Source organism: Streptococcus sp. IMAU 99161 (assembly GCF_014435245.1).
Classification (GTDB): domain Bacteria; phylum Bacillota; class Bacilli; order Lactobacillales; family Streptococcaceae; genus Streptococcus; species Streptococcus lactarius.
The window spans coordinates 1-18,004 of sequence record NZ_JAAPAW010000013.1 but is presented as its reverse complement, the minus strand read 5'-3'; the positions used below and the strand labels follow the sequence as shown (position 1 = coordinate 18,004).

The 18,004-nt window shown below is 36.5% G+C and carries 11 protein-coding genes and 2 pseudogenes; 5 read left to right on the top strand and 8 right to left on the bottom strand.

The window, feature by feature from the left end; translation table 11 throughout:
• Positions 1-9 precede the first annotated feature (9 nt).
• Positions 10-4,095 (top strand): annotated as a pseudogene (locus HA044_RS08340) (alpha-L-fucosidase); the annotation flags it as partial.
• Positions 4,096-4,183: 88 nt separating this feature from the next.
• Here the strand turns inward: HA044_RS08340 and HA044_RS08335 are convergent.
• The 3 genes from HA044_RS08335 to HA044_RS08325 form a co-directional block, all read right to left on the bottom strand.
• Entirely contained in the window at positions 4,184-4,387 is a 204-nt protein-coding gene (locus tag HA044_RS08335) for an ACT domain-containing protein (protein WP_187540766.1), read from the bottom strand.
• Positions 4,388-4,674: 287 nt separating this feature from the next.
• The gene (locus tag HA044_RS08330) at positions 4,675-5,778 is read right to left on the bottom strand and encodes a VanZ family protein (RefSeq protein WP_187540743.1); all 1,104 of its coding nucleotides are present in this window, start codon (positions 5,776-5,778) and stop codon (positions 4,675-4,677) included.
• Between the two features lie 140 nt (positions 5,779-5,918).
• Entirely contained in the window at positions 5,919-6,515 is a 597-nt protein-coding gene (locus HA044_RS08325) for a rhomboid family intramembrane serine protease (RefSeq protein ID WP_187540742.1), read from the bottom strand.
• A 314-nt stretch (positions 6,516-6,829) separates the two neighbouring features.
• Here HA044_RS08325 and HA044_RS08320 point away from each other — a divergent pair, with 314 nt between their 5' ends.
• A complete protein-coding gene (locus HA044_RS08320; protein WP_013904666.1) occupies positions 6,830-7,033 on the top strand; it encodes a CsbD family protein in 204 nt (67 codons plus the stop codon).
• Between the two features lie 235 nt (positions 7,034-7,268).
• On the opposite strand, the gene HA044_RS08315 is transcribed toward HA044_RS08320, so the two are convergent.
• From HA044_RS08315 to HA044_RS08295, 5 genes are all read right to left on the bottom strand, one after another.
• Positions 7,269-8,525: an MFS transporter gene (locus HA044_RS08315; protein ID WP_187540741.1), complete on the bottom strand. Its 1,257-nt coding sequence runs from the start codon at positions 8,523-8,525 to the stop codon at positions 7,269-7,271.
• A gap of 45 nt (positions 8,526-8,570) precedes the next feature.
• Positions 8,571-9,341, bottom strand: coding sequence for a type II toxin-antitoxin system toxin PezT (gene pezT, locus HA044_RS08310; protein ID WP_187540740.1), 771 nt, complete (start codon positions 9,339-9,341; stop codon positions 8,571-8,573).
• Positions 9,341-9,817 (bottom strand): type II toxin-antitoxin system antitoxin PezA, encoded by a 477-nt coding sequence (gene pezA / locus HA044_RS08305; RefSeq protein WP_187540739.1) that lies wholly within the window; start codon positions 9,815-9,817, stop codon positions 9,341-9,343. Before pezA ends, pezT begins: the two co-directional genes overlap by 1 nt.
• A 409-nt stretch (positions 9,818-10,226) precedes the next feature.
• A complete protein-coding gene (locus HA044_RS08300) occupies positions 10,227-11,831 on the bottom strand; it encodes an ABC transporter ATP-binding protein (protein WP_187540738.1) in 1,605 nt (534 codons plus the stop codon).
• Positions 11,824-12,891, bottom strand: coding sequence for a helix-turn-helix transcriptional regulator (locus HA044_RS08295; protein WP_187540737.1), 1,068 nt, complete (start codon positions 12,889-12,891; stop codon positions 11,824-11,826). Before HA044_RS08295 ends, HA044_RS08300 begins: the two co-directional genes overlap by 8 nt.
• Positions 12,892-13,305: 414 nt before the next feature.
• Between HA044_RS08295 and HA044_RS08290 the strand changes: the two genes are divergently transcribed.
• The 3 genes and pseudogenes from HA044_RS08290 to HA044_RS08280 all read left to right on the top strand — a co-directional run.
• Positions 13,306-14,508: a hypothetical protein gene (locus HA044_RS08290; protein ID WP_222935357.1), complete on the top strand. Its 1,203-nt coding sequence runs from the start codon at positions 13,306-13,308 to the stop codon at positions 14,506-14,508.
• Positions 14,509-15,714: 1,206 nt separating this feature from the next.
• A complete protein-coding gene (locus HA044_RS08285) occupies positions 15,715-16,923 on the top strand; it encodes an ATP-binding protein (protein WP_187540736.1) in 1,209 nt (402 codons plus the stop codon).
• Between the two features lie 377 nt (positions 16,924-17,300).
• A pseudogene (locus HA044_RS08280) lies at positions 17,301-17,675 on the top strand (tyrosine-type recombinase/integrase); the annotation flags it as partial.
• Positions 17,676-18,004 lie beyond the last annotated feature (329 nt).

Sequence of the window (18,004 nt, the reverse complement as noted above, 5' to 3'; positions counted from 1 at the left end):
ATCAACCATGCCAATCCCGTCACTCCTGCTACTCCTTCCGTTCATACTCAGGATGACGAAGCAGAAATCGGAAACTATGGTCCTCTTCCAAGCAAGGCACAACTGGATTATCATAAGGAAGAGTTGGCTGCCTTCATCCACTATGGTATGAATACCTACACCAATTCTGAATGGGGAAATGGGAAGGAAGATCCAAAAAATTTTAACCCAACCAATCTGGATACAGACCAGTGGATAAAAACCTTAAAGGATGCCGGCTTTAAACGTACCATCTTAGTTGTCAAACACCATGATGGATTTGTCCTCTACCCCTCTCGCTACACGGACCATACTGTCGCTAGTAGCTCTTGGAAGGATGGGAAAGGGGATGTCTTAGCAGAAATTTCAAAATCAGCTACCAAGTATGATATGAATCTAGGAGTCTATCTCTCCCCTTGGGATGTCAATAATCCAAAATATACGGTAGCTACTGAAAAAGACTACAATGAATATTATCTCAACCAGCTTAAAGAAATCCTAGGCAATCCTAAATATGGGAACAAGGGCAAATTCATTGAAGTTTGGATGGATGGTGCTCGCGGAAGCGGCGCTCAAAAAGTCACCTACACCTTTGACAAATGGTTCCAATACATCAAGGAAGCCGAAGGGGATATTGCTATTTTCTCTGCACAACCGACCAGTATCCGTTGGATCGGAAATGAGCGCGGAACTGCTGGTGATCCCGTTTGGCAAAAAGTAAAGAAAGCCAACATTACAGATAATGTTACAAATGACTATTTAAACCACGGGGATCCAGACGGAGATATGTACTCTGTCGGTGAAGCAGATGTTTCTATTCGCTCAGGTTGGTTTTACCATGACAATCAACAGCCAAAATCTCTCAAAGAATTGATGGAAATCTACTTCAAGTCTGTTGGTCGTGGCACGCCATTACTCCTCAACATTCCACCGAACAAAGAAGGAAAATTTGCTGAGGCAGATGTTGCCCGTTTGAAGGAATTTCGTGCTACTTTAGATCAGATGTACGCAACTGACTTCGCTAAGGGTGCAACCGTTACTGCAAGCTCGACCCGTAAAAATCATCTATATCAAGCAAGCTTCCTTACAGACGGAAATGAAAATACCAGCTGGGCACCGGCAAATGATGCCAAAACTGGAGAATTCACGGTGGATCTTGGGCAAAAGAGACGTTTTGATGTCATTGAACTCAAAGAAGATATCGCAAAAGGACAACGTATTTCTGGATTTAAGATCGATGTCGAACTAAACGGACGCTGGGTTCCCTACGGAGAAGGCTCAACCGTTGGCTATCGTCGCCTTATCCAAGGGCAACCCGTAGAAGCCCAAAAAATTCGGGTACGAATTACAGATGCACAAGCCACTCCTATCCTAAACAACTTCTCCGTCTATAAAGTACCAAGTAGCATCGAAAAAACCGATGGTTTCCCACTCGGGCTCGAATACCATTCAAATACAAGCGCTGATACCGCTGGAACAACTTGGTACAATGAAGCGGAAGGGGTTCGCGGTACTTCCATGTGGACCAACCAACAAAACGCGAGTGCTACATACCACTTCCAAGGAAGCAAGGCTTATGTAGTAGCCACTGTGGATCCCCATCACGGAGAAATGTCCGTTTATGTTGATGGCCAGAAAGTTGCCGATGTACAAACCAAAAATGCGAGTCGCAAACGGAGCCAACTGGTTTATGAAACAGGAGATTTAGCTCCTGGTGAACATACCCTTAAATTGGTCAATAAGACAGGTGAACCGATTGCAACAGAAGGGATCTATACTCTAAACAATGCTGGTAAGGGGATGTTTGAACTAAAAGAAACAAGCTATGATGTTCAAAAAGGCCAGCCCGTAACAGTTACCATCAAGCGTGTTGGCGGTCATCATGGAACTGCTACTGTCCATGTAGTAACAGAACCAGGAACAGGGGTTCATGGTAAAGTCTATAAGGATACAACAGCTGATCTGACCTTTGCAGACGGCGAAACTGAAAAAACAATGACCGTCCCAACTATTGACTTCACCGAACAAGCAGACTCCATTTTTGACTTCAAAGTAAAGATGACAAGCGCCTCTGACAATGCTTTATTGGGATTTGCTAGTGAAGCAACCGTACGCGTAATGAAAGCGGGTTTGCTCAAACAGCATGAAAACAACTACGATGATCAGGCAAAACAACTAGAATATAGTCCTGGTTGGCACCATGAAACCAATTCAGCTGGAAAATACCAAAATACAGAATCTTGGGCATCCTTTGGTCGTATGACGGATGAGCAAAAGAAAAACACAAGTGTGACCGCTTATTTCTATGGTACTGGACTGGAAATCAAAGGATTTGTGGATCCAGGACATGGTATTTACAAAGTAAGTCTAGACGGAAAGGTACTGGATTACAAAGATGGGCAAGGTAATGCTTCCGTTCTTGATGGTAAAAAATACTTCAGTGGCAAAGCCTCAAGCCGGCAAGGGGATCAGACCATCGTTCGCTTGATGGACTTAGAAGAAGGCTGGCATGCCCTTCGCCTCCAATTGGATCCTGAACGAAACGATCTTGGTCGAAACATTGGTATTCAAGTTGACCAATTTATCACACATGGAGAAAACAGTGCTCTTTACACCAAAGAAGAAGTCGTTCAGGCCATGCAGCAATGGAAGACGGATTTAGAAGCCTTTGATCAAAGTGATTTAAAAGATACTCCTGTTGCTCGTCAAGCTTTTAAAACAAACTTGGAGACATTCTCTAGACAACTGACAACAAGTCCAGTGGACGTAGAAAAACTCCTACTAACCGTGACTTCTCTGCAAGAAATTCTTGCGAACGATGATAATTTTGCTAAAGTAGAAGAAATTCCAAACCTCAAAAATCCTGAAGAAACCACTCAACCAAGTAAGCAAACTGATTCAAAAATCGTATATGACAAGACCATTCAAGCCTTAACAGAAGCCTTTGATCAGAAAGCTAAAGAGTTAACTGGCGATAAAGTAGCTTTGAAGAAATTGGTAGATCTAACCGAGCACGCATTAGCCTCAATCCAAGAAGCTAAAACGCAAGAAGTGCTTGACAAGGCTCTCCAAGATGTCCTAACCGCTATCCACCAGCTTCAAGCCACTCCAAAAGCTGAACCTAGCGAACCAGCTCAACCTGAAAAACCAGCTGAGCCTGCTAAACCAGTGCAACCGGAAAAGCCAGTTGAACCTAGCGAACCAGCTCAACCTGTGAAACCCGTTGAACCTAACAAACCAGTGCAACCTGAAAAGCCGGCTGAACCTAGCGAACCAGCTCAACCAGTTAAACCAGTTGAACCTAGCGAACCAGCAAAACCTGTGAAACCAGCTGAACCTGTGAAACCAGTGCAACCTGTAAAACCGGCTGAACCTGTGAAACCAGTGCAACCTGAAGAACCGGCTGAACCTGTGAAACCAGTGCAACCTGTGGAACCAGTTGAACCTGCTAAACCAGTGCAACCTGAAAACCCGGCTGAACCTGTGAAACCAGTGCAACCTGTGAAACCCGTTGAAAAAGTGTTTGCCACTTCCACTCCTTCAGAAGGTGTCAAAGATTTAGTTTATCACCTTCCTAGTCTGGAAATCGTTCACCACGCCCTTCCTTTTAAGACGATTCGCCGTGATACCACTCAACTTGAAAAAGGAAACGAACAAGTCCTTACTCAAGGTAAAGCAGGCGATCAAGTCGAATATATCCAGGTAAATGGAAACGAACGAACTAGTCTACTGGTCGAGACCACTTCTCCAGTAGATGAAATCATTAAAGTAGGCACCAAGGAAATTCCTCAGCATTCATTTGGAACAGATCTCCCTCCAATCGTTGCTCGTCCTGAATATCCATTGCAAACAGAAACTTCAGCACTTTCAAATCCAGTAGGAACAAGAGTTGACACCAAGTCAGGAGATGCTACACTTTCACCAATCAAAGACAGCAACACCTCAAGTGTGAAAACCACAAAAGCAGAAAAGCAACTGCCAAACACAGGCGAAGAAACAGCTACAGCTTTACTGTGGTTAGCCACCATCACCGCTATCCTCTCACTCTTAGTGTTCAATAGAAAACTAAATGACTAGCAGATATACAGCTACTTTAGTGAACAAAATGCAGCGTGAATAAAGGATTGTTCCAAAAATTAACGGGGCACATTTGTCCCGTTAATTTTCACATGAAGATACTGACCGAATTCTTCCAACTCTGAAAATCTTTTTTTTCGTCAGATGAAACGACCGCCATCATGGTGAAGTATTCATCCAATACGGTTTGAGAAATATCGTCAATCTTGAGCCCCAACTCTACCACTTTGGTTGCAACTCCCGCTTCAATTCTTTTTTGGTCTTTTCCAACGACTGTAATAATTGCTTTTATATCCATTTGTTTGCTTAAATTGTAGTATAACCCTCTTAAAATCGCTGAAAATAGCTGGAATCATTCGGATATTTCCCGCGTGTTAAAAAAATGGAGGCTGGGACAAAAGTCCTAGCCTCTCAATTGTCTTTGGATTGTCGAGCAAGACGCAGTGGTTGAGTGGGCTCTACTACGCTGATTTCATCAGCCTTTATAGCCCTACTCAACTGTGCGGAGGTGGGACGACGAAATTGAATTCTAACGAATTACCGATTTCTGTCCTACTCTCTCTATATAGACTATTCCGTTCAATCCTTTAGGATCTCGTCCTTCACACGCACGGTACTTTCATATGTTGCTCTAGATAGGCGGTCAAATGGAAAACGTCGACTGAGCAAGATGATAGCAAGGGTGAGAATGAGGTACAATAAGAGCGCAAAGAAGAGCAATAAGATCATGGATAAGATTAAGAGGGACTTGTCCGTCAAATCCTGATTCAGGAGCGAAATCAAATAGAACAAACCTTGGGGAATCAGGTAGAAATAGCCCACCACTAGAATCCCCCTCCAAATGGTCCAAAGCCATTTTTGCTTGTCAAAATGCAAGCGGAATCTTACCAAGGCCATTCCCAAGGTTTTGCCCCGCCACAAGGGAAGTAAGCTAAAGTAAAGGGCTAAAACCGCTACATAAGGAAGCACTCCTAAACGTTTGACCACCGCGTAAAGCAAGGATACTGTCACAAAGTCAATCAAGAAGGCAAGTCCAATCCGAAGACCCGATACTCTCATCCCTACTCGGAAAGAATGCTGGTCGATTTCATCTCGCGTCGGCAATAACCAAACTAGGAACCAACCGAGCAGGTAGCCCACTCCACCACCGGTGGTATTTTGAATGATGTCATCGACATCTGCTAGGCGGTAAGGACCCGGATACATAAAATAGAGGCCTGATAACTGGGTCAGTTCCAAAAAGAGACTAAAGAGGGCTGTCAGAAGAATCGTTTTCTTAAAACCACACTTGAAATAATAGCGCAGATACATCCCAAAAGGAATCAACATCAGGACATTAAAGGCAGGCACATAAAAAGTCGGATGCTTAAGGGCCTGAATCCAAGTACCAGTCTGCGCTAGATCAAACGGGCTCTCCTTGAAAAAATCCACCACAAAGGCAAAGGGATAAAGATTGACCATTTCCGAGTATCTAGTATGGATCTTACTTGGATCCGGCAGAGGCAAGATCACCAGCAGATAGACCGTCATCAAGTAAAGCATAAAAGAATAGAAAATCAGCACCCGCAATTTATTGACCGAGCCATATTTTCGATAATTCAAAATCATGTAGGGCAAGGTCAGCAAAAATGCCAGGAAAGGAAAGAGCTGAACAGCCGTCTTAATAGTAGAGATATAGCCCATTGTGTCTCCTTTTTTTCGTTATAAAATCACCCTTTGCACAATGACAAAAGGTGATTTCTTCATTGATGATATAGAATATTATACGGCGCAGTGAGGGAAGAGTCAAGGAAGGAAGATGAAAACCTCATTCAAGAGCCGGCTTAATAGTTACTTCTCCCCTTCAAGCTGTTACTTCCAATAAAGACCAATAGATAACTGGCAATCCCTGAAAGATGCAGCCAAGTCGAGATCCAGCCGGTGATGGCCGGTAAGAGCATGAGGCCAGATAAAAAAATTAAGAATAGATAAAACAGTTTTACGGAGAGTGAATACTCTTTCCACATATTTGGCAGGAGCAGGACTCCTCCCGTTACAAAGGCATAGCCTACAGCAGAGATCCCTGTTGCCTGAATTTCCTGCCCTTGCGTTAAAAGATGAAAAACGATGGAAGAGAGAGCTGTCGCCGTAACAAAAGCAATCAAGACTTGCCTGGATCCTCTCTTCCTTTCTAACAGTCCACCAAAAGGAAGGACCATGAGTCCATTTAAAATCAAATGGACCCATAAAAACCAGACAGGTGCTCCTTTACTGCCATGCATCAAGGTCCCACTGACATACTGCCAAGCATAGGCCGGCTTCGAATGAAAGGCCAACAGGTCATACATAGCATCCCCCAAAAAGGAAGTCAACAGGCCGAGCAACAAACAAGTTAAAGACAAAGTACTGACAACGGGGTAGGTTTTGAGGATTCTTTTCATGTTCATCTTCTCTTTTTCAAAAAATAGCGCTACGATGTATCTGTTCACGACCATTATACCATTTATTTTATTGGAGACAAAAAATTTTTTGGCCTTTTTCGTTTCAAATCTTTGCTGGAAAGCCTGAATATCGTGACCTATTAGTCGATCATTATTCAGACCTCATCCCTATTATTAGAATACCGTAACGATTATTTGACTTTCCATTTCAGAAGGCATATACTTATATTAATCTGAGCTAAATAGTTTTAATTTTTTAAATGAACTGTCTTAAATTCAGATTAAAAAACTATTTACTTAACGGAGGTGACGCTATGTCATTAGAAGAAAAATTGAACCAAGCCAAAGGCTCTGTTAAAGAAGGCTTCGGTAAATTAACCGGCGATAAAAAAACAGAAGCTGAAGGCACTGCTGAAAAAGTTGCTTCAAAAGCAAAAGAAGTTGCTGAAGATGCTAAAGAAGCTGTTGAAGGAGCTATCAAGGGCGTTAAAAATATCTTTCATAAAGACGACAACTAAGCCTTAACATTCTAGAGCCATTTTGTTTTCTACAGTCACATTTGACTGTGGAAGATAGGATGGTTTTTTGCTTGCTTCTGGTTCAATTAGGTAAACAAAAAACACCTGAAAGGTGCTTCTCGGGCGTATTATCACTCTTTTGAATTGACAATTTCCAATCCCAGCCCTGCTAATACTAGCAACATACTGGGTCATCTATCGAACAGATAGGTGGAGTTGGCCAATTAAAATTTTCTTATGCCGTTATCTCTACTTTTTTAATTGTATATAGAAATGCTAACAAAACTAACACCATATACACTACTGCTATGTAATTAGAAGGTAGATAGATAACTAAGGTCGAAAACAATAATCTGGAGATAACATCCCCCATTTGGAAGTAGGTTACCATTCCTCCAAATATGGTCGCCAATTTCGTTTCATCTATATGATTAAATATGATCGCTCCCATTTTAGGGTTTAATGCACTAACGAACACACTCGAAAGAAAGGATGCAAATAGTATGAAATAAATATTTTGGTAGTAAAATGCAACAAACGAAAGCAAAACAGTCGTTAAATTCATTTTTAGCAAAGCTCCTATGGAGAGGCTTTTAAATCTTTTACTAATCAGAATGAAAGCACCTCCTAAAATCCCTCCAGCAACCGTACTAATGCCTAAAAGTGAGATGGTGGTTGCTGTATTCATAATGGTTAGAGCAGAACCTTTAGAAAGATTAACGACAACTAATGGTGTGAGAATAGCTAAGCTTCCATTAAGAATCGGTATCACAAGTAGGGCAGCCTTCATATGACTAATACTAAATAGATGCTTAATGGAGAGTTTTAAGTGTGACATGATCTCGGAAAACAAAGCTATGAACTGAAATGTAGAGCCCGTGCTAGACGAGGTTTGATCGTCATAATCATCATCAATTTGATGTTTGATCACTAGCATAATGAACAAACTAATCGCAAAGGTTAGAGAATTGATAAGAGCTAAGTGAAAGAAACTCAGAATCGTGATCAAAAACGCTCCCAATGATTGATTGACAATATTCATGGTTGACGTTACCGTCTGCCTAAAGGCCATCGCCTCTTCTCTCTCTGATTTTTCCACAATCCGATTCGAAATTGGGTAGAAAAGACCATTTTCAAATTGCCCCAGTGTATCTGAGACAAGATTAACCATACTAGCCAGTATAACTACCATAATAGATGCCTTAAAATTCATCACCATAGCCACTACTAAATACAAACCTACCCGTATCCACAACGTTTTAATAATGGTCTCAACTTTATTCAGCGTCCTATCTGCAATGATTCCAAAAAATACTGTAAATAAGATCGGGATCGTCTCTGATAGATTGATGATTGAAACAGCCAAATTACTGTCTTTCAGCTCCGTCACATAGGTCATGAGAGCTATAAAATATAAGGTATCTCCCAAATTTGATATTAGATCTGAAAGTAGAACTTTCAAATATAGCTGATTCTTTAAAATTTTTCTCATACGTCTCCCTTACTGTGTACCTTCACCTCATAAAAAGATTCTCTCTTACTTTTTAGTATCCGTGTCAAACTCCCTCAACCGTTCTTGTCCCAATTTCAACATCTCTTTCTCCACCTTACTCCATTTTCCAAAGAGGCATTCTTGTAAAACTTCTGCTGCTGAGGTTTCATCTACTTGCGAATCATAAACACACGATCGATCTCTTTGATAAATTTGAATTTGATTAAAAATTTTGTTATTTTCCAGCTCTCGTAAGTTATCAACCAAATGTTCTACAATTCCATCATGGTGTGTTTTGGGAGTCGCTCTAGCTTGGCGAGGATCTATAGTATAGAGCTCTTCATAACGTATCAAAGTACTGAGATAGGACAATTCTGGCTTAGTCGCTATTAGTGCAAGTGAGACTTGGTAACCTCTAGTTGCTAATAATTGTGGCGTTTTTCGAGGAACTTCGGTTGTTCTCAAGGTACCCTCGATTAATAAATGATAACCTTTTTTACTCAACTCATCTACAAGATAGTCAACCATTTGTCCTGCGAATACTTTGGTATAATCCACACTATCTTTGCCATACTTTTCCTGTAGATCAAGGTAGTTCGGATGAAAAGAGCGAGAACTATCTCCATCAATGATAATGATATTTCCTTGAAATTCCCTTTGTTTAATACGATGAATCGTTGTTTTCCCAGCACCACTCTGTCCACCCAGCAAGATAGCCTTGGGCTGAGACGAAGTTGTTTTACCACGAGTTAAAGAACGGAAGAGTCGTCTGGATGCTCGTTCAAAATCATCTTGACTAAATTCTTCTAGTTTCATTAAGCCACCACCAGATGACTAGCTTGTTCTAGTATCCGTTCAATGCCATCCAAATAGCCATTATATCGCTCTACATCCTCAAAAGTCCCCACAAGATAAATCTTCGTGTTCAGCAAATCAGACAAATCATCGCTCATTAGAACCCAAGGATTAGAAGGATCATCAAATGCAATTCCTTGTTCATCTTGAAAACGATAAAGTTGCGCTAAGATATTCGCCCCTCGTTCTTTAATCACTTCAATTTTCAGAGTTAACTGATAATCTTCTACCGGTGTGAGCATTTTTTCCTCCCCTACGATATCGATATAAGAAACATTAAATTTCTGGCAGATACGATCTATTAATTCTGTTGAAATTGAACTTGTTCCATTTTCATAACGACTCAGACTATTTCGAGAGATACCAACAATCTTTGCAAACTCAGGCTGAGTTAGGTTATGTGCCTTGCGTAACGTTTTAATATTTTCTCCGATCATGAGAGTCCTCCTTAAATTATTTCCTATTATAGCATAAAAAGAAAAAAACGCACCAATTTTGGTGCATTGTTGTGACTGAGAGATAAAATGTCACACATTCAATTATTGAAGAAACAATCACTATAAGGCTATTCAAAAGTCTTTAAGGTTCTAGATTGTCAAATTAAGTTAGACTTTTCATGTAACTCAGAAAAACATATATGGGGTTTGAGAGTTCAAGTAATTCCTAAAATTCTTTGAAATTAAAAACGCATAATATCAGGTATTTTAAAAAGACTGATATTATGCATTTTATTTTAACCTGAACTAGGGGGATTATTTCCAGATAACGTTTTTGACAAGCCTCTTATCTGCTTAAGGTACATCTCCTCCATATCTTTGTTGACTACAACTATCATTGTAAAACATATTACTTAAAGTAACGACTATCTAAAACTTCATCAAATAGTTCAAGGACTTTAGATTCTGTATTATGGCTGATATAGATAACACCAATATCCTGTAACCCTAATATTGTCTCTTCAATGGCCAGTCTGTTTTCTTTATCGAGCTGTGAAGTTGTTTCATCAATGATAATAAAATCAACATCCTTAACAATCGCCCGAGCCAAAGCAATTCTCTGTTTTTCTCCACCTGAAATAGCTAAACCATTCGACACAAGTTTTCTATCTAAACCAGATAAATTTTCACCAACAAAAGAACTCAATTGAGTTTTTTCAACCACTTCAGCCAGTTCCTGATCTGAAATTAATTTACCTAATGTAATATTCTCTCTAATTGAACCATTTATTAAATAAATAGATTGGTCAATATAGGCTATACGCTTGTAGTAACTTTTTAGATTAATTGCATTAAGATCACAACCGTTGATAAAGATACTCCCTGATTTGGCCTGTTTCAATCCTAATAATAACTGTAAAAGAGTTGATTTCCCGCTTCCAGACTCCCCAACAATGGCATATTTTCTCCCTTTAATAAAGGTCTGAGAAAAATCGTTAAAAATCACATGATTATCATACTGAAAAGAAATATCAGCTAAGGAAATATTATTTACTCTCGAGTCAACTTCAATAGTTTCATTAACTGTTTTGGTCTGAAATTTCTGTAATAAAACATCTGATGACTTAAAGATTGTAATGGAAGAAGTCAAACCCTGAATACCGTTAAATAAGTTACCAGATAATGACGCTATACTAAATACACTACCAATCGTCGTTAACCCTATACTAGAAATATAGAGAGTAAAAATGATTAAGCCTATTTGTGAAAAAAGCGAAACCAACAATACTACACTTCCAACCTTTGCTTGCGTCATAGAAAATCTAAATTGATGTTCTTCTTTTGTTGTTGAAGCATTGTTCATCCTTGAAATAAAACTTGCTAACGCATCTCCAAGGAAAAACAGGCTCAGTCCCTCCATATTGTCTCTCACTGCCTCTGTATACTCTTCATTTGCTCTCGTATACTTTTCTTGTGCTATTACAACATATTTTTGTGATAAATTGGGAATAACGAGTGATATTAAAAGAAATGCTACTGATACCAATGCAATTGACCAATGTAATATGAAAATTGAAATAAAAGCACTAATTACAAGAGCTAACATATAAATAAAAGTTAAAATATTTTCAAAAGCCTGAGTTTCTATCTGTTTTGCATCGTTAATAAACCAAGAAATGGCTTTTCCTGTATCTCGTTCCGCAATTAAATCAGATGAATTTTCCACGACATTATCTGTGATTTGTGTTTTCAACAAAATATTTGAACTTTTTAAATATCTTGCTTTAAAGTAATCTGAAAGAAATGAGAGAAGTACTGTTACTAAAATAATAAACCCAAGAATATATATCGCACGAAAGAATCTATTTTGTCCGAGTTTATAACTATCAAACAAAAATGTTAATGAATAAGACATGATCGTGATAGATATCGCAAATAATATTTTAAAAATAATGGCAATAAGAGTATCTTTCCAATTTTTCTTTATGATGTTATATAGTAGGATATTACTCATATTTTTCACCTCCCAATTGAAGCAAGAAATTTCCTATCTGATTGATTTCTGATTGGTTCACTCTATAATAGATTCTTTTCCCTTTCATTTCTGATTGAATCAAATTTTCTTTTAATAAATGAGATAAGTGGTGACTAATAGTTCCTGTTGAGATAGACAATTCTTCTGAAATTTCGCGTCCATACATAGATTTGTTTGATAACATTAAAATAATATTAAAACGAGTCGGATCAGAAATAAGAGATAATTTTTGGATCATATCCTCTTTTTTTTCCTCAACTGATTTTGGTTGTCCCTCTAATAAAGAGGGTACCAGACCAAAATAACAAAATCCTTTTGTTAATTCCCCCTCCATGAATAAACTAAGTCCAAAAAGTTGAGGGAATTGAATAAACAACGTATATTCAACGTCAACAATAGTATGGTTTTTACTCAGAGAATCTATTGTAGACTCCAATTCTTCACTTATGAGTTTCTCAGTGCCCATCTCACTATAAACTTCATCAAGTCTACTAAGTATCAAATACTCCTGATTCTTAATTACTTGTTCCATTAATAAAATGAATTGATATAACTGATCAAACGTATGATTTATATTATGCAGTAGTTTATAAATTAGATACCTTTGTTGTTCATTAAATAGTTTTAAATTATCAATTTCATGAAGGTGAAACTCTGGAGAAAGTTCGTATCCTAAAGATTGCATATTCTTAATAAACTCTGATTTTATAACAGAAAGCAACTCAGAAGTAGAATAGTTTTTAATAGTTTTTTGCAATCTAGAATATGTCAAGAAATAAAGAATTTCAGGAGTTTTCTCATTTCTATAATTTTTAAAGAAGATTTCTATTTCAGAAAATTCGTTTAAAACGCTCCTACCTTCACGCCTAATATTGTTATAGAAAGAAATCAGATCTTGATGTTCAAGATCGATCTGTTCTTTTGACAGTTCATATTTTTTATAATTTATCGGTAAATCTGAATCTGTTTTTTCTTCCCAATTACAAATTCTCGTAGCTAATAGCAATGCCTCATTAAAATAATTAATTTCTTTTTTCATATAACATCTCTTTTCGTAAACTATAAAATAAATGGGGAAATTTTCTTATCATCTGCATCCTTGTTGATAACCTCAATAATAGTCAATACCCCTTCTTTATTTGTCTATATTTTAGCAATATGTTTTATATATGTCAATCATTATGTTTTATAATAATAAAACATTGTTTCAGATTTCCTTATATTCCAACATTTATAGTAATTGTTTCTACTAAAAAATATTCAAAATTCAAGTAGGGCTTACTAACTTACTAGTGAAAGATTTTGTTTACTACCCAAATTTAATCTTTTAACACAATTGCTCTTTTTCAAATTATTTCATCGCCAAATATCTTTTGATATATTCTATTTTATTTTTGTAAGAAACCCTTTATAACGTGTTATAATTAAACAAATAAGTGTCAAAGGTGAAATTATGAACGATGTTGCAAATACGAATAAAGATGAATATGAATTAATTGAAAATAATCTATTAGCCTTTAATCTATTTAAATCTGAAGAAGATAAAAAAACGACTGATATATTTGCAATAAGCAGTCCTTTTGAATATGCCTTACCTCAGTTAATTGACAATAACACATCGCTAAATTTAGCAAATATCATTGATATCAATGGGGAACCACTATTTAATTTTGTTGATAGACATCTTAATCCCAAGCCTAAAGTATATGATAAAAAGAATGATAATTTTTATGAATTAGATTTTGCTAGTCTTTCAGAAAAAACAAAAAAGAAGCTAGAAAATGGTACCTTTAAAGTAGGAAATTCCAAAAAAATTGATGGTAATTATAGAGCCGTCATTGTTGATACGACAAAAAATAATGTCCGTGTTGAAGATGTTACATTAAAAAAAGTAGAGAAAAAAAGCAACAACACTGACGATTCCTCCAAAGTTGATTTATCAACCCAAGTTCAACTAAAACAGATTTACGATCTACTTTTAGATATGAAAGCTAGTCAAGAATTTCAAATTAACTGGGATAGAAATAATAGCATCTTACCTCCATTCTTCTCTGCTAGAACTAAAGTTTTACAGGCACTAAACACTGTCTCCTTAGACGAAAAAATTCATCTTTTGAATGAAGCAAATACTTATATGGAAGATTCTGTCAGTGCAATCAAAGCTGATTTGATCTCCAATAAAGAGGAAATAATTAAGAGAACTAAACAAGTAGATTATTTATATGATTCATTAAAAAGACATGCTGACTTTATACTCAACGATACAGAAATAATAACAAAAATAGTTGGTATGCAACTTTACATTGATTTAAGCTTAAATAATAAGGCAATGGCTCTCGAACGCCTTACTTCTTATAACGGAGTAATGGAATTACTCACCCAACCAGATATAACAACCAATAGAGGTTTACTACTTAACTTATTACAAAAGATTCCTCGTATAAATAGAGCTAAGTGGTTAAAAAATTCAGATAAAATTAGCCTATTAGAACTTATCAACAGTCATTATAAATACGGAAAGAATGATATTGATTTATTTATAAATCTACAAGAAAAGCTTCATGAAGCAAATGATACAAATAATACTTTTTTAACAAATTTAGAAAATAAAAAATTGGAGATTGGGGATAAAAGTGATGTCCGAGAATCAAATTAGTCAAAAACGTAAATGTAAGTTCTGTCGTAAAACAATAACTGATAAAAGGTTATTTCCTGTTTGTGATAGATGTAAAAGTACTGGAAAAAAAGGAACCGGAGTGCTTTTAGGAACTACTTTAGCCTTCGCCATTAATATAATAAAAAAACGCCTCTAACAGAGTAGTATTTACTCTGTTCAGATTGAAGACAAAGTTCATTTTGGACTATTTTCTTCAATCTTTTTCTTTTACCATAATATATATTTAAAATGGAAAATTTATGTCATTGCAATTGTTAATACTAAAGATAAAGTCAATCATACTGTAGGTGATATTGCATTTCGTAGCTTAAAAAATTGATGGTGTGAAAAGTGGTGTGAATTTTACTAAAAATCATCAAAAAAACACCCCATGGTGTGAACCATGAAGTGTTTCGAAGCGTTGATAGTATCGTATTGATTAACGTTTTGAGGCAATTGACTTCGTCACATTGCAGCCACATTTGTAAGCGACTAAAGTCGCAACAACTGTGTCAATTGCACCAATTTAGTAAGAAAGTCCAAAAAAGAACATCCCGAAAGGTGCTCTCTGTAAGTATAGTAATTCTTTCGAAGAACATTTTGAGTGCAGCGGTTGCCATCCAATCGAACATCGCTTCGCTTGTTTTCTTGGGGCAACTGTGCATAGCATATCTCTATGCGACTAAAGTCGCTAGAGCTATCCTAATTGCGCACCGCCAGTTCTCATACAAAAAACACCTTGCAAGATACAAAGTGTTTTCGTTTGTATTCTGCTTTCCAGTAACGAATTAACGTTTTGAGAACTGGCTAGCTTTACGAGCTTTTTTCAAGCCTGGTTTTTTCTACATCATGGTATTTATGGTAAATTATTACTAAAATCAAGTAATTTTAAGAGATAAATCCTCAATCCTTACATGTATAACCCTTTTAAAAATCGAAAGGTTATCAAAGGGTTATCACTTTTTAGTTTTAGGAGCTTATGTAGTTGAAAAATACGAACTACTGTATCACAAAGATGAAGTACAGTTTAGCAACAAATATACAGTTTCTTCGTGCCAGTGTAATTTCTTTTTCTATCCTTAAGATATTTAAATAGTCATAGATATTATTTCTAAAAAATTGAAAGTAATCAAATGAATTAAATATTATTTCTAAATATTTGAAAATAATTCCTATTTGTAATATACTATCTTTGAGGTAACTATTATGAACTATATTAAAAGACCACATTATTTAGATTTTTTAAAAAGACATCGTGACCGCCAAATCATTAAAGTTGTGAGTGGAGTTAGACGAGCTGGTAAATCTGTACTCTTTCAACTCTATAAAGAGGAGTTACTAGCAACTGGGGTAGACGAGGATCAGATTATATCCATCAATTTCGAAGATTTGAGTTACTATGAACTGCGACATTTTCAAACATTATTTGCTTATATAAAAGAGCGGTTAGCCAAGGAGAAAACATACTATATCTTCTTAGATGAAATTCAACATGTTGAAAAATTTGAACTAGTAGCAGATAGTCTATTCATCTTACCAAATGTAGACCTCTATTTGACTGGATCAAACGCCTACTTTATGAGTAGCCAATTAGCTACAAATTTGACTGGTCGGTATGTTGAGATAGAGGTTCTTCCTTTGTCATTTGAAGAATACCTATCAGGTCAATCTCTCTCAAAGAATCTGAATACAACAGAAATTTTTAACAATTATCTATTTAGTGCTTTCCCTTACTTATTGCAAACATCATCTTACGCTGAAAAAATTGACTATCTCAGAGGAATATATAACTCAATATTGTTAAATGATATTGTAACTAGATTGGGAAATCCAAATCCTACTATTATTGAGCGTATTGTCCGAACCCTTCTCAGTAGTACAGGTAGCTTAATATCAACAAATAAGATTCGCAATACCCTAGTCAGCCAAAATGTTTCAATATCCCATAATACTTTAGAAAATTATTTGACAACTTTGACAGATAGTTTACTTTTTTATTCCGTTCCACGTTTTGATGTAAAAGGTAGAGCATTATTGCAACGCTTAGAAAAATATTATCCCGTTGATTTAGGTTTACGACATCTCTTATTACCAGACCACAAAGAAGACATTGGTCATATCTTGGAAAATATTGTGTATTTGGAATTGAGACGTAGATATTCACAAGTATATGTTGGTAATTTAGATAAATATGAGGTTGATTTTGTTGTTGTAACTGATGTTGGTCACTACGCTTATTATCAGGTCAGTGAAACAACACTTGCTCCAGAAACACTAGAAAGAGAACTTAGACCACTAGAAGCCATTAAAGATCAATTCCCCAAATATCTGTTAACAATGGATACGATTCAGCCAACAGCAAATTACAATGGTATTGAGAAGAAAAATATCATAGATTGGTTACTAGAAAAGTAGATAATTATGAATCATACAGCTGATTAAATTTGCAACAGTCTGTTATCAATGATTCTCCCCAAAACCTAACAAGATTTAGTGAATTTAGAACACACGATCTAATAGGGTAAAGTAGAATACATAACTTCTGGAAGCACTATCAAAAATTAATATCATAGTCTTATTAGAGAAAATCATCACCCACTTCCTCAAATGAGATTAAATTGTAACTGAATTATAATGAAAAAGAGGCTGAGCCATCAGGCTTTAAAATAAGAAAAACGCATATTATCAAGAATTGAACAACCTTGATAATATGCGTTTTATTATGGAAATATTTGCTTCATTTTCTCCTGAAATAGAGCTTTTGCTATCCTATTTTCTCTATTTCTAATGACTTACTCCAACTTCTTACCTCTTGGAAAAAACAACAAAAATATGAACTAGCAAAGTTTGGCATCGTCAGTAATACAGAACAATTTGTATTTACATATAATGACAGGACTAATAACATAAATTTACCTCTCCATACAGACTATCTCAACTACCGAATGAAATCAGTAAGACGAAGACATCCCGAATTAGCACCAGCTTCACCACACAAACTAAGACATACCGGTGCTACTCTTGCTAAACAAGCAGGTATTTCTCTTGAAGCCATTTCAGAAGCTCTTACTCATAGTGATAAGGAAATTACAAAAACTTACGTCAATACCAAAGATAAAGTCAATCAGACTGTAGGTGATATTGCGTTTCGTAGTTTAAAAAATTGATGGGGTGAATATGGGGTGAATTTTGGGGTGAACTTTGATTTTTTGAAACAAAAAAGACATCCAAGAGTAACTTCTTGAATGTCTGTAAACGTTGATATAATCGTATTGATTAACGTTTTGAGTGCAGCGGTTGCCATCCAATCAAACATCGCTTCGCTTGTTTTCTTGGGGCAACTGTGCATAGCATATCTCTACGCGACTAAAGTCGTTAGAGCTATCCTAATTGCGCACCGCCAGTTCTCATAGAAAAAAGGCTCTATAATTTCTGTAGTGGGTAAAACCACTGTAGAAATTATGGAGTCTATTTTGTTGTAGAAAAAAAGCTCCAT